Source organism: Luteimonas sp. A537 (genome assembly GCF_054052065.1).
In genome coordinates, this window is the sequence record NZ_JBSVRH010000002.1 from 396,447 (window position 1) to 409,903 (window position 13,457).

Sequence of the window (13,457 nt, forward strand, 5' to 3'; positions counted from 1 at the left end):
TTTCCTGGACACCAAAGCAGGCAGGGGGCTTGCAGCATGACGATCGTTGGAATCGACCTGGGGACCACGCATTCGCTGGTCGGCCAGTACGGGGAGTCGGGCGCGCAGCTGTTTCCAACCGCGCTCGGAAGCAGGCTGACGCCTTCGGTGGTCAGCGTCGGCGACGATGGCGGCATCCTCGTCGGCGAGGCCGCGCGCGAGCGGCTGGTCTCGCACCCGCAGCGCAGCGTTTCATCCTTCAAACGCTGGATGGGCACCGACCGCAACACCCGACTCGGCGACCACGAGTTCCGCCCCGAGGAGCTTTCGGCCTTGGTGCTGAAGTCGCTGCTGGCCGACGCCGAGGCGGCGCTCGGCGCGCCGGTGACCGAGGCCGTGGTCAGCGTGCCCGCCTACTTCTCCGACGCCCAGCGCAAGGCTACTCGGATCGCAGGCGAGCTGGCGGGCATCCGGGTGGAGAGGCTGGTCAACGAGCCGACCGCGGCGGCGCTGGCCTACGGCCTGCAGCAGCGCGAGGGTGGCCGCTTCCTGGTCTTCGACCTCGGCGGCGGGACCTTCGATGTCTCGATCTTGGAGCTGTTCGACGGCGTCATGGAGGTGCATGCCAGCGCCGGCGACAACTTCCTGGGCGGCGACGACTTCCTGCAGGCGATGGCCAACGCCTGCCTGCGCGACCTGGGCATGCGCCGCGAGGCCCTGTCGGCGACCGGGCTTGCCGGGCTGATGCGACGGCTGGAGCTGGCCAAGCGCGACCTGTCCTCGCGCGACTCCGTGGAGATCGAACTCCAGGCCGGCGACGACATCCACCGCTGGACGCTGGACGCGGCGCGCTTCGAATCGATCTGCGAACCGCTGGTGCAACGCCTCCGCGCCCCGCTGGAGCGCGCGATGCGAGATGCCCGGCTGCGGCCCGCCCAGCTCGACGAAGTCGTGCTGATCGGCGGGGCGTCGCGGATGCCGGCGTGCGCGAAGCTGGTGTCGCGCATGTTCGGCCGGCTTCCCATGCGCCACGTCGACCCGGACGAGGCCGTTGCCGCAGGGGCATGCGTCGCCGCCGGGATGAAGGCGCGGAACCAGCAGCTCGAGGAGATCGTGCTGACCGACGTCTGCCCGTACACCCTGGGCGTCGACACCTCGCGCGAAATCACTCCCGAACGCTTCGAGGAAGGGCTGTTCTCGCCGATCATCGACCGCAACAGCACGGTGCCGGTCAGCCGGGTGGAGCGCTACTACCCGGTCCGCGACGGCCAGCGCGAAGTCCAGTTCACGATCTACCAGGGCGAGAGCCCGCTGGTCTCCGGCAATGTCCGCCTCGGCAGCATCACGGTGCCGGTGCCGCCCAGGCGGCGGGAGGACAACCCGGTCGATGTCCGGTTCACCTACGACATCAACGGGCTGCTGCAGGTCGAGGCCAGGGTGGTCTCCACCGGCGCCATCCGCGAGGTCGTCCTGGAAAGGAACCCGGGCGTGCTCGGCCCCGACGAGATCCGCACTCGGCTGGCCGCCCTCGCCGCCCTGAGGATCCATCCGCGCGACCAGCAGGAGAACATCGCCCTGATCGCGCGCGCCGAGCGCCTCTACGAAGAGCTGCTGTGGGCGCGCGGGTCGCTGCAGGAGGCGCTTGCGAGGTTTCGGCACGTACTGGACGGCCAGGACCTGCGCCAGATCGCCGAACACCGCAACCACTTCGGCAGTTTCCTCGACGAAGTCGAACGTGAGGGGCACGCGTGAGCCCGTTCCACCGGCTTGGCCTTGGCCCGGAGGCAGGCGAGCGAGAGATCAAGCGCGCCTATGCCAAGGCACTCAAGCAGACCCGCCCCGACGAGGACCCGGTCGCGTTCCAGGACCTCAACGAGGCCTACCAGGCGGCGCTGGCGATGGCACGGGCGCAAGGAACGGAGGATGGCGCCGGGCCGTGGACGGCGGCGACCGGGCGGCCGGTGGTGCAGGTGCAGTTCCAGATGCAGGTGCCGGAACAGGGGCCGATATCGGTGCCGGTGGCGATGCCTGTGACCGCTTCGGCGACCCGGCCGGCCCCCGGACCCGCGCGCGACTTCGACATCGACGCCTTCCTCCGCGAGTTCGCCGTGCGCTGCCACCAAAGGCATCCCGCGGAGTTGTTCGACTGGCTGCATGCGATCGAAGCCCTGTACGACATCGGGTTCAAGCAGGAGGTCGCTGCGATCCTCCATGACTGGCTGGTCCACGACAGCCAGGCACCGATGCTGCGCTCGGGCTGGTACGAGGACCTGGACCGCTTCTTTTCCTTCGACTTCAGCAGCCGGCTGGTGCCCTTGAACGCGGCCCGCTGGGCCGTGGCCAGCGAGAAGACCACGCGCTACGGCGAACGCAGGCCGTTCGCGATCCGGCAGCTGAAACGACCCTTCGCACAGGTGCGCGAGCTGTTGCTGGGCGCCATGCCGGGCATGAACCGGAGGCTGGGCCTGCTGGCATGGGGCCTGGCGCGCGATTTCGGTGGGCTTCCACCTGGGATCGACCAGCGCCAGTACGAGTGGTACACCCGGCTCGCAGATCCGCAGTTCATGGGCCGCGAGCGCTGGCTTTCGATCGCGGTAACGGCCCCGGTCTGGGGCGTCATCATCGCCGGCGCCACCATCGCGGTGCTGGCCATGACCGGTAGCGAGACCCCGGCCGGCCTGATCGCGGGAGTGGGCGCGATCACCGCCGTGGTCGCGGCGGCGCTGCTGGCGGTGCTCGCGCTCAACCGCTGGCTGCGGGGAAACATGATGACCAGCGAGAAGCTCGACTGGTGGCTGGGCGCGGGAGTGCCGCTGGCCTTGGCGGTGCTGACCGTACCGGCGGCGCGGCTGCCCAATCCGGTTCCCGCGTGGCTGCTCGGCGGCTCCGCACTGCTGCTGGCGATGCGCCACCGCTCGCGCATCTTCGACGCCGTGCGCATGTATCTGGCTTCGTCGTGGTCGCTGCTGGCGCTGCTCCCGCCCGACGGCCAGGCGCCGGTACTGGGGACGGCTCTGGCCGCGACGGCCTTCTTGGCCCTCGACGCGGCCTATGCCTGGCGCCACTCGCTGCCGTTCAGGTCCACGCTCGGCAACCGCTGGACCCGCATCGGATCCTACGTCGCATTCCTGACCGTCCTGCTGGTGTCTTTCGCGCTTCCCGTATTGCACCCGTAAGTCCTTGTCGGACTTCGAATTTGGTGAGCCTTGTCACAGGCGCGTGAAGGCGCCTGCATGCTATGTTCGGCCTCCACGAATCCCCCGACCGTCCCTGAGGAACCCCCCGCGCCATGGCCATCTTCCCGCAAGGCTCCGCCAAGAAAGACAGCTCCCTGCCCTTCGGCAAGGATGCTTCCCCCGCACCGCGCGAGCCCAACCCCGCCGTGGCCGATTTCCAGCCGGTCGAACCGCCCTTCCAGCAGCAGGCCGCCAGCCGGCCGGCGCCCGCTCCGGCCGCGCCGCAGGCCAGGGAATCGATCATCGCCTCCGACCTCACCATCGAAGGCAAGATCTCCGGCAGCGGCCACGTCCGCATCGCCGGCAAGTTCAAGGGCGACGTCAACGTCGAGGGCGACCTGACCATCGATGGCGGCGCCCGCCTCAACGGAGGCGTCCGCGCCAAGCGCGTGACCGTGGCCGGCGAGCTCGAAGGCAATATCGAATCCGCCGACCGCGTCGAGCTGCAGCCCTCCGCCGTGGTCATCGGCGACATCTCCGCCGGCACCCTGACGGTCGCCGCCGGCTCGCGCATCCGTGGCAACGTGGAGTGCGGCTGGGACGACGGCGCCACCCCGGGCAAGGGCAAGGACGACAAGTCGCAGAAGGACAAGGACAAGGCCGGCCTCGACCTGGTCTCGTGAGTTCACGCCCCGGCGCGGCAGGTGCCACGCGCACCTGCCCGCACTGCAAGACCATGATCCTGGAGAGCGCGACGGTCTGCCCGTCGTGCCGCCATTACCTGCGCTTCGACGACAAGTCCGAGCCCAGCCAGGTCACCCGTGCGCTGCAGGTGGAGGGCGAGATCCGACACCCAGCCGAAGGCGGCGCCTGGGAGTACTCGGTGGTGCTGACCATCCGCGATGATGAAGGCACCGAGGTCTCGCACCAGGTGGTTGGCGTCGGCGCCATCCACCCCGGCGACGCCCGCACCTTCACCCTGGCGGTGGAGCTCATGCCCACCAACGACATGCGCCGCACGCCAAAGAAGCCCAACTCCCGCTCGCGGCACTGACCGCTCAGTCGCAGCCTCCACACGTCCCGCACCCCTGCCCGCCGTGCGTCACCGGCGGCGCGATCCGCCGGCCCATCGTCCGCATCCACTCCGGCCTCCCGTCGCGCACCAGCGGGATCGCCAGGGCCATGCGCAATCGCCGCGTGGCGGCCGGGAACTGCCGGCGCAGCACCATCCACGCGCTGAGCGCGACCACCGCCGCGACCACCACGTACTGCAGCATCAGCCCGGCATCCATCAGCCCGCCCCCAGCGCCGCGGCGAGCTGGTAGGTGAGCAGCGACGCCAGGTAGGCCAGCGCGAACAGGGCCGCCGCATTGCCCGCCATCAGCGCCCACGATCCGGTCTCGCGCCGGATCGCCGCCCAGGTCGCGATGCACTGCGGCGCGTAGATGAACCACACCAGCAGCGACAGCCCGGTGGCGAGCGACCAGCCGTCGCTGATGATCGACAGCAGGGCCTCGCTGGCGGCGTCATCGTTCACCGCCGACAGCGCATACACCGTGGCCAGCGACGACACCGCGACCTCGCGCGCCGCCAGCCCCGGGATCAGCGCGATGCAGATCTGCCAGTTGAAGCCGATCGGCGCGAACACCACCGCCAGCGCATGCCCGATGCGGCCGGCAAAGCTGTAGTCGATCGCCGGTCCCACCGCGTCCGCCGGCGCCGCCGGGAACGACAGCAGCACCCACAGCAGCACCGTCAGCGCGAAGATGATGCCGCCCACGCGCTTGAGGAAGATCATCCCGCGCTCGTGCAGCCCGATCAGCAGGTCGCGCGGGTGCGGCAGCCGGTACGAGGGCAGCTCGAGCATCAGCGGGTGTTCGCGCTGGTCGCGGCGCCAGCGCTTCATCGCCCAGGACACCCCCAGCGCGCTCAGGATCCCGGCCACGTACAGGCCGAACAGCACCAGGCCCTGCATGTTGAACAGCCCACCCACCTGCCGCTGCGGGATGAAGGCGCCGATCAGCAGCGCATACACCGGCAGCCGCGCCGAGCAGGTCATCAGCGGCGCCACCATGATCGTGGCGATGCGGTCGCGCGGGTCCTGGATGGAGCGCGTGGACATGATGCCCGGCACCGCGCAGGCGAAGCTCGACAGCAGCGGGATGAAGGAGCGCCCGGACAGGCCCGCCGCCGCCATCATGCGATCGAGCAGGAAGGCCGCGCGCGGCAGGTAGCCGGATTCCTCCAGCGCCAGGATGAAGGCGAACAGCACCAGGATCTGCGGCAGGAACACGACCACGCCGCCCAGGCCGGCGATGATGCCGTCGACCAGCAGGCTGCGCAGCGGCCCCTCGGGCATGGCGCCGCCCACGGTCGTGCCGAGCCACGCGGTGCCGGCCTCGATCAGGTCCATCGCCGGCGTCGCCCAGGCGTAGACCGCCTGGAAGATCAGGAACATCACCACTGCCAGCGTCAGCAGCCCGAACACCGGGTGCAGCAGCCAGCGGTCAAGCGTGTCGTCGATGTGCGCGGTGCGCGTGGGCATGCTGACGGCCAGCGCCAGCAGGCGGCGGGTCTCGGCGTGCAGCGCGTCCTCGCCGGCTGCCGCGTCCGCGCCACCCAGGTGCTTGCCGGGGGCGTGCGGGGCCTGCGCCATGGCCTCGATCCGCTCGACCAGCGCGGTCGTGCCGTCCTGGCGCACGGCGACCGTCTCGACCACCGGCACGCCAAGCTCGGCCTCCAGCGCGGCGCGGTCGATGTGCACGCCGCGGCGCTTGGCGACATCGACCATGTTCAGCGCCAGCACCATCGGCACGCCCAGCTCGCGCACTTCGAGCGCGAAGCGCAGGTGCAAGCGCAGGTTGGTGGCGTCGACCACGCAGACGATGACATCGGGCGCGGGCTCGCCGGGATAGAAGCCGCGGCAGAGATCGCGCGTGATCGCCTCGTCCAGGCTCGAAGGCGCCAGGCTGTAGGCGCCGGGCAGGTCCAGCACCGCGTAGGCACGGCCGGACGGTCCGAGCAGACGGCCCTCCTTGCGCTCGACGGTGACGCCGGCGTAATTGGCCACCTTCTGCCGGCTGCCGGTGAGCTGGTTGAACAGCGCGGTCTTGCCGCAGTTGGGGTTGCCGACCAGGGCCAGCCGCGGCACCGCCTGCGCGGGGGGGCTCATGCCGACGCGTCCGCGTCCGTGCCGATATCGGCCAGCACCACGCGCGCGGCCTCCTCGCGCCTCAGCGCGAATCGCGTGTAGCCGACCTGCACCAGCAGCGGTTCGGCGCCGAACGGGCCGGTCGCGGTGATCCTGACCTCCTCGCCCGCGACGAATCCGAGGTCGCGCAGGCGGCGTGCGGTGGCGTCGTTGTCCGAGCGCGCCTCGACGCGATCAACCACGCCACGGACCCGGCGCGGGAGTTCTGTCAGCCTCAAGGGCGGGTCCAAATGGGAACTGTTCTCATCATAACGCAGCCGCGGGCCACGGCTATCATTTGTTTTTTGCCCTTGGGGACCCACCGATGCCATCCAGCCTGACCCTTGCCCGCGAAGGCGCGATCGCCCGCCTGTGCCTGGACCGCCCGGCCCTGCACAACGCCTTCGACGACGTCCTGATCGCCGACCTGACCGCGACCTTGGAAGGCCTGGCCGGCGACCGTTCGGTGCGCGCCGTGGTCCTTGAAGGCTCCGGCGCCTCGTTCTCCGCAGGCGCCGACCTCAACTGGATGCGCGGCATGGCCGCCGCGGGCGAAGCCGCCAACCGCGAGGATTCGCTGCGCCTGGCCGGGCTGATGCGCACGCTGGACGAGTTGCCCAAGCCGACCGTCGCCCGCGTGCACGGTGCGGCCTTCGGCGGCGGCGTCGGCCTGGTGGCCTGCTGCGACATCGCGATCGGCGTGCCGGAGGCAAAATTCGGCCTGACCGAAAGCCGCCTCGGCCTGCTGCCGGCGGTGATCTCGCCCTACGTCATCACCGCGATCGGCGCGCGCAATGCACGGCGCTACTTCGCCACGGCGGAGGTGTTCGACGCGGCCGAGGCGCTGCGCATCGGCCTGCTGCATGAAGTCGTCGCCGCGGAAGACCTCGACGCCGCGGTCGACCGCCAGCTCGCCCTGCTGCTCAAGGCCGCGCCGCACGCCTCCGCCGATGCCAAGCGCCTGGTCCGCGAAGCCGCCGCCGCCACCGACCGCGACCGCCTGGACCAGGACAACGCCGCACTCATCGCCGCACTGCGGGTTTCCGCCGAAGGCCAGGAAGGCCTGGGCGCGTTTCTCGATAAGCGGAAGGCTTCGTGGGTGGAGTGAATCAAGAGCATTTTTTGCCACGGATTTACGCGGATAAACGCGGATAGGGCAAGAGCAGGAGAAAGAACCAAGAACCAAGGATGGGTGCGCATGGATGCGAGTGGGAAGGGATTGGTGCTTCGGGGGCTCAGTGAACGGTCATTGGGGCGTTCTTTGATTCGTACAACGAGTTGGGGCATGGGTTTCTGGAGAGCGTGTACGAGTCGGCGCTCGCGATACGGCTCAAGGAGTGTGGGCTCCGAGTCGAGAGGCAGGTGGCCATTGCAGTCCGCTTCCACGATCAGGTCGTGGGCGAGTTCCGCGCCGACATGCTGGTTGAGGGTTGCCTGCTCGTCGAAATCAAGGCCGCCCGCCACCTGACCCCGACCCACGACGCGCAACTCCTGAACTACCTCAAGGCCACCCGCATCCGCGTGGACCTCCTCCTCAACTTCGGCCCCCGTCCCGGGTTCCGCCGCCGCGTTTTCTCCTAGACTCTGCTCTATCCGCGTTTATCCGCGTAAATCCGTGGCCAAAAAATGCTCTCCAAAATCCTGATCGCCAACCGCGGCGAAATCGCCTGCCGCGTCATCCGCACCGCCCGCCGCATGGGCATCGCCACGGTCGCCGTGTACTCGGAGGCCGATGCCGATGCGCAGCACGTGAAGCTGGCCGACGAGGCGCATCCGATCGGGGGGCCGCGGCCGCAGGACAGCTACCTGCGCGGCGACGCCATCATCGAGGCGGCGCTTGCCAGCGGCGCGCAGGCGATCCATCCGGGCTACGGCTTCCTGAGCGAGAACGCGGACTTCGCCGATGCGGTCGAGGCGGCGGGCATGGTGTTCATCGGGCCGAAGGCGGAGTCGATGCGGCGCATGGGCAGCAAGGCCGGCGCCAAGGACCTGATGGCCGCGGCGGGCGTGCCGGTCGTGCCGGGCTACACCGGCGAGGACCAGTCGCCGGAGCTGCTGGCGCGCGAGGCCGGGCGCGTGGGCTTCCCGCTGATGATCAAGGCCGCGTTCGGCGGCGGCGGCAAGGGCATGCGCATCGTGCGCGCGGCCGATGAGTTCCTGCCGGCGCTGGAAAGCTGCCAGCGCGAGGCGCGCAACGCCTTCGGCCGCGACCGGGTGCTGCTGGAGCGCTATATCGAATCGCCGCGGCACATCGAGATCCAGGTGTTCGCGGATTCGCAGGGCAACACGATCCACCTCAACGAGCGCGAGTGCTCGGCGCAGCGCCGCTACCAGAAGGTGCTGGAAGAGGCGCCCTCGCCCTTCCTGACCCCCGAGCTGCGCGCGCGCATGGGCGATGCCGCGGTGCTGGCCGCGCGCGCGATCGGCTACCAGAACGCGGGCACGGTGGAGTTCATCGTCGCGCCTTCGGGCGAGTTCTTCTTCATGGAGATCAACACGCGACTGCAGGTCGAACATCCGGTGACCGAGATGGTCACCGGGCTCGATCTCGTCGAATGGCAGCTGCGCGTGGCCGCCGGCGAGCCGCTGCCGCTGGCGCAGGACGCGGTGCCACGGCGCGGCCATGCGATCGAGGTGCGCCTGTACGCGGAGGATCCCGACGCCGGCTTCCTGCCGGGCTCCGGCCGCCTGCAGCGCCTGCGCCTGCCGCGCGACGCCGAGGGCGTGCGCATCGACTCGGGCGTGGTCGAGGGGGACGTGGTCACGATCTTCTACGACCCCATGATCGCCAAGCTGATCGTCCACGCCGCCGACCGCGATGGTGCGCTGGCGCGGCTGCGCGCGGCGCTGGCGGCCTGCGTGATCGAGGGGCCGAAGTCGAACATCGCCTTCCTCGAGCGCCTGGCGCGGCATCCGGCCGTGGTCGAGGGGCGCATCGACACCGGCTACCTGGACCGGCACCTGGACGAGTTCATCGGCGACGACGGCGACGTCCAGGGCCACGCCGACGCCCGCGCCGCGGCGGCGGTGGCGATGCTGCTGGGCGCCGAGGCCGGGGCCTGCCGTGCCGCCACCGGCAGTAGCGACCCGGGCTCGCCCTGGGCGATCGCCGACGGCTGGCGCCTGGGCCATGCCGGCCTGCGCCGGCTGGTGCTGGGCGAAGGCGATGCGCGCCACGTTGCGATCGCACACGGCGCCGCCGGCGACTACCGGATCGGATTCGAGGATGCCGGGACGCTGGAAGTCGAAGGCGCGACGATGGCCTCTGGAATCCTGCAGGCACGTTTCAACGGCCGGGGCCTGCGTTTCCCGGTCGATATCGATGCCGCTGCCGTGCTCGTCCATGACGGGCGCCGGCGCTGGCGCTTCGAGCGGATCGCCGCCTATGAGGCCACGCGCGGCGGTGAAACCGGCGGTGGCAACCGGGTTGCGGCACCGATGCCCGGGCGTATCGTGGTCACCAGGGTGAAGCCCGGGGAACACGTCAGCGAGGGACAGGAATTGCTGGTGATGGAAGCGATGAAAATGGAGCTTGCGCTCAAGGCCCCGCGCGATGGCGTGGTCGCGGAGCTGCTTGCCGGCGAAGGCGACTTCGTCGAGGCCGACGCCGTCCTGGTCACCCTGGAAGACTGAGGGTGACGCTCCCCCGGCAGGTACGCATCGTCGAGGTGGGGCCGCGCGACGGCCTCCAGAACGAGTCCGCGATGGTCTCCACCGCGGACAAGGTCGAGCTGATCGACCGCCTTTCCGCCACCGGATTGCAGACCGTCGAGGCGACCAGCTTCGTCAGCCCGAAATGGGTCCCGCAGCTGGCCGATGCCGCCGAGGTCTACGCCGGGATCACGCGCCGCGCCGGCGTGCGCTACCCGGTGCTGGTGCCCAATCTGCAGGGCTATGAACGCGCCTACGCCGCCGGGGCCGACGAGGTAGCGGTGTTCACCGCGGCCTCGGAGGCGTTCAACCGGCGCAACACCAACGCCGGCATCGATGAGTCGCTTGCGCGATTCGCCCCGGTGCTCGAGCGCGCCCGCGCCGACGGCGTGCGCGTGCGCGGCTACGTGTCCACAGTGCTCGGCTGCCCCTACCAGGGAGAGGTGCCCCTGGCCGACGTGGTGCGGGTGGCGCGCGCGCTGCACGGCATGGGCTGCTACGAAATCTCGCTGGGCGACACCATCGGCGTCGGCACGCCGGGCAAGGCGCGCGAGATGCTGCTGGCGGTGGCCGCCGAGGTGCCGATGCCGGCGCTGGCCGTGCACTTCCACGACACCTGGGGACAGGCGCTGGCCAACGTGCTGGCCTGCCTCGAAGAAGGCGTGGCGGTGGTCGACGCCGCGGTCTCCGGCACGGGTGGCTGCCCGTATGCCAGGGGCGCCAGCGGCAACCTGGCCACCGAGGACCTGGTCTACATGCTGCAGGGGCTTGGCGTGGAAACGGGGGTCGACCTCGATGCGCTGGCCGACACCGGGGCCTGGCTGTCCGCCATCCTCGGCCGTGATACCGGCAGCAAAGTGACCAGGGCGCTGTCCGCGCGGTGAACAGGTCGCGGCCACCGGACCCGCCCCTGCAGCCATCAGCCGATGGTGCCAATGCGCAGGTCCTGGACGCGCTCGATGCCGCCGCCGGCGACCCCCTGATCCCCGAACGCGTGCGCGCACTGCTGTGCGAGGCCGCCGCGGCGCTGCGCGCGGCCAGCGCCGACGCCCAGCATGCGCAGCTGCGCTATCACGCCCTCTTCGACGCCGTGCCGGATCCGGTCAGCCTGATCAGCGCCGACGGCATCGTGGTCGACCTCAACAAGGCCGGCATGGCGGCCTACCGCCGTCCGCGCCACGAGATCGTGGGCCAGCCGATCCACGTCCTCAACCCGGACCTGCCCGAAGACCACATGACGCCGGTGCTGGAGGCGCTCGACCGCGGCGAGACCTTCGTCATCGAGGTCAGCAACATGCGCGCCGACGGCACGCGCTTCCCGGTGGAGGTGCACTCGGCCGGCTTCGACCACGGCGGCCAGCGCTGCGTCGTGGCCGTGGCGCGCGACCTCAGCCGGCGCCGCGAGGCGGAGGCGCGCTACCACGACCTGATGGAGGTGATGGACAAGGGCATCGTCATCCAGGCGGCGAACGCGGCAGTGCTGCACGCCAACACCGCCGCGCTGCGGATACTGTCCCTGAACCAGGGCGAGCGGGTCCCGCGCGACGGCAGCCTGCCGCAGCACTGGATGCTGCTGCGCGCCGACGGCAGCGAGATGCCGATGTCGGAATTCCCCGCGATGCGCGCGCTGCGCGAGGGGCGCCTGGTGGGCAGTACCCTGATCGGCCTCTACCACCGCGTGCGCCGGCGCCTGCTGTGGCTGGCGGTGACCGCGGTGCCGCACTTCGCCGCCGGAGCCGACAGCCCCGACCAGGTGCTGTCGATGTTTTCCGACGTCACCGAGCTCAAGCGCGACAGCGCCCTCTTCGACCGCGTGCAGTCCCTGGCCAGCATCGGCGGCTGGGAATGGGATCGCGCAAGCGGCCGGCTCTACCTCACCGACGAGGCCGCGCACATCCTGTCGCAGGCGCAGCGCCCTGCGTCCATGGACGCGGTGATGGAGTGCCTGCAGCCGGCCGACGCAGACCGTTTGCGCAGCGCGCTGGACACCTCCAGCGACGGCACCGGGTTCGAACTCGACCTGGAGGGCGCGCGTGCGAACGGCGCGGCGTTCTGGGTGCGCGTGATCGGCGAGAGCGGTTCCGGCGTAGCCGGCAAGGCGCGGGTCACCGGCACCCTGCAGGACATCACCACCAGCAAGCACGGCGAGCAGACCCTGCGCGTGCTGGCGCGCAGCGATCCGCTCACCGGGCTGCTCAACCGCGACGCTATGCTGGAGGAGATCGCCACGCACCTCGGCGGCGCCGACCTGGCGCCGGTGGCGGTGCTGTACATCGACCTGGATCGATTCAAGCTGGTCAACGACGTGCTTGGCCATGCCGCCGGCGACAGCCTGCTGGCCGCGGCCGCCGGACGCCTGCGTGCGGCGGTGGGCGACCAGGGCCTGATCGCGCGCTTCGGCGGCGACGAGTTCCTGGTCGCCTGCGACTGCGGCGGCGACCAGGGGCGCCCCGAGCGCCTGGCCGACGCGATCCTCGAGGCCTTCTCGGTGGGCTTCGGCTTCGACAAGGACGAGTTCGTGGTCACGGCCAGCATCGGCATCGCGCGCTCGCCGCAGGACGGCACCGACACGCAATCGCTGATCCAGCACGCCGACGCCGCGATGTATGAAAGCAAGCGGCGCACGCGCAACGGCCGGCTGTCGTACACGCCGGCGCTGGCGCAATCGCAGCGCGAGCGGCTGCAGTTCGAGACCCAGCTGCGCCACGCCGCCGACAACGACGAGTTCCATCTGGTCTACCAGCCGCAGGTGGAGCTTTACAGCGGCCGCATCGTCGGCGCCGAGGCGCTGATCCGCTGGCGCAACCAGCGCCTGGGCGAAATGCGCCCGGACCATTTCATCGCCCAGGCCGAGGGCACCGGCGACATCGTGCGCATCGGCCACTGGGTGCTGCGCGAAGCCTGCCGGCAGGTCGCGGCCTGGCGCGACGATGGCCTCGGCATCGTGCGCCTGGCGGTGAACGTGTCGTACCGGCAGCTGCTGGGCAGTGACCTCGTGGCGTCCGTGAAGGGCCTGCTGCGCGAATTCGGGCTGCCCGGGTCGGCGCTTGAGCTGGAGTTCACCGAGCGGGTGCTGATCGAGGACGCGCCGGAAACGCTGGGCAACTTCGCGGCCCTGCGCGCGCTGGGCGTGAGCCTGGCCATCGATGATTTCGGCGAGGGCTACAGCGCGCTCAACTACCTGCGCCGCCTGCCGATCCAGGGCCTGAAGCTGAGCCAGCTGTTCGTGGCCGGCGTGCCGCGCAACCAGTCCGACGTTGCCGTTTGCCAGGCGGTGGCCGGCATCGCCCGCAGCCTCGGCCTGGGGCTGGTTGCCGAAGGCATCGAGACCACGGAGCAGCGCAGCTTCCTGCTCGACCTCGGCGTGCAGGTGGGCCAGGGCTTCCTGTTCGCCCCGGGGCTGCCGCCGGAAGACCTCGCCAAGCGCCTCCGCACCGATCCACCGCTTTTGTAGGAGCGGG

At 70.5% G+C, this 13,457-nt stretch carries 12 protein-coding genes; 9 read left to right on the top strand and 3 right to left on the bottom strand.

The genetic code is table 11. The features are described from left to right. Positions 1-36 precede the first annotated feature (36 nt). From ACW7GZ_RS05760 to ACW7GZ_RS05775, 4 genes are all read left to right on the top strand, one after another. Positions 37-1,731 (top strand): Hsp70 family protein, encoded by a 1,695-nt coding sequence (locus tag ACW7GZ_RS05760; RefSeq protein ID WP_457003323.1) that lies wholly within the window; start codon positions 37-39, stop codon positions 1,729-1,731. Continuing rightward, positions 1,728-3,155, top strand: a complete 1,428-nt coding sequence (locus ACW7GZ_RS05765) for a hypothetical protein (RefSeq protein WP_457008327.1) — start codon at positions 1,728-1,730, stop codon at positions 3,153-3,155. Before ACW7GZ_RS05760 ends, ACW7GZ_RS05765 begins: the two co-directional genes overlap by 4 nt. A 113-nt stretch (positions 3,156-3,268) precedes the next feature. Then, entirely contained in the window at positions 3,269-3,838 is a 570-nt protein-coding gene (locus ACW7GZ_RS05770; protein WP_457003320.1) for a bactofilin family protein, read from the top strand. 53 nt (positions 3,839-3,891) lie between these two features. Next, positions 3,892-4,209 (top strand): hypothetical protein, encoded by a 318-nt coding sequence (locus ACW7GZ_RS05775; RefSeq protein WP_457003974.1) that lies wholly within the window; start codon positions 3,892-3,894, stop codon positions 4,207-4,209. Positions 4,210-4,213: 4 nt separating this feature from the next. On the opposite strand, the gene ACW7GZ_RS05780 is transcribed toward ACW7GZ_RS05775, so the two are convergent. Genes ACW7GZ_RS05780 through ACW7GZ_RS05790 form a run of 3 tightly spaced genes read right to left on the bottom strand, consistent with a single transcriptional unit; the run spans position 4,214 to position 6,584 of the window. Further along, entirely contained in the window at positions 4,214-4,447 is a 234-nt protein-coding gene (locus ACW7GZ_RS05780) for a DUF6587 family protein (protein ID WP_457003318.1), read from the bottom strand. Next, positions 4,447-6,327 carry a ferrous iron transporter B gene (gene feoB / locus ACW7GZ_RS05785; RefSeq protein WP_457008329.1) on the bottom strand — a complete coding sequence of 627 codons (1,881 nt, stop codon included), beginning with the start codon at positions 6,325-6,327 and terminating at the stop codon, positions 4,447-4,449. The genes ACW7GZ_RS05780 and feoB overlap by 1 nt, the downstream gene beginning before the upstream one ends. After that, positions 6,324-6,584, bottom strand: a complete 261-nt coding sequence (locus tag ACW7GZ_RS05790; RefSeq protein ID WP_457003314.1) for a FeoA family protein — start codon at positions 6,582-6,584, stop codon at positions 6,324-6,326. The genes feoB and ACW7GZ_RS05790 overlap by 4 nt, the downstream gene beginning before the upstream one ends. 86 nt (positions 6,585-6,670) lie before the next feature. Here ACW7GZ_RS05790 and ACW7GZ_RS05795 point away from each other — a divergent pair, with 86 nt between their 5' ends. The 5 genes from ACW7GZ_RS05795 (at position 6,671) to ACW7GZ_RS05815 (ending at position 13,450) form a co-directional block, all read left to right on the top strand. Further along, positions 6,671-7,453, top strand: coding sequence for an enoyl-CoA hydratase-related protein (locus ACW7GZ_RS05795; RefSeq protein WP_457008331.1), 783 nt, complete (start codon positions 6,671-6,673; stop codon positions 7,451-7,453). A 140-nt stretch (positions 7,454-7,593) separates the two neighbouring features. Further along, entirely contained in the window at positions 7,594-7,926 is a 333-nt protein-coding gene (locus tag ACW7GZ_RS05800) for a GxxExxY protein (RefSeq protein ID WP_457008621.1), read from the top strand. Between the two features lie 45 nt (positions 7,927-7,971). Then, the gene (locus ACW7GZ_RS05805) at positions 7,972-9,978 is read left to right on the top strand and encodes an acetyl/propionyl/methylcrotonyl-CoA carboxylase subunit alpha (RefSeq protein ID WP_457008333.1); all 2,007 of its coding nucleotides are present in this window, start codon (positions 7,972-7,974) and stop codon (positions 9,976-9,978) included. A gap of 2 nt (positions 9,979-9,980) precedes the next feature. After that, positions 9,981-10,880, top strand: coding sequence for a hydroxymethylglutaryl-CoA lyase (locus ACW7GZ_RS05810; protein ID WP_457003308.1), 900 nt, complete (start codon positions 9,981-9,983; stop codon positions 10,878-10,880). Beyond that, on the top strand, positions 10,877-13,450 hold the full coding sequence (locus ACW7GZ_RS05815; RefSeq protein ID WP_457008335.1) for a sensor domain-containing protein: 2,574 nt from the start codon (positions 10,877-10,879) through the stop codon (positions 13,448-13,450). Before ACW7GZ_RS05810 ends, ACW7GZ_RS05815 begins: the two co-directional genes overlap by 4 nt. The last annotated feature ends 7 nt before the right edge of the window (positions 13,451-13,457 follow it).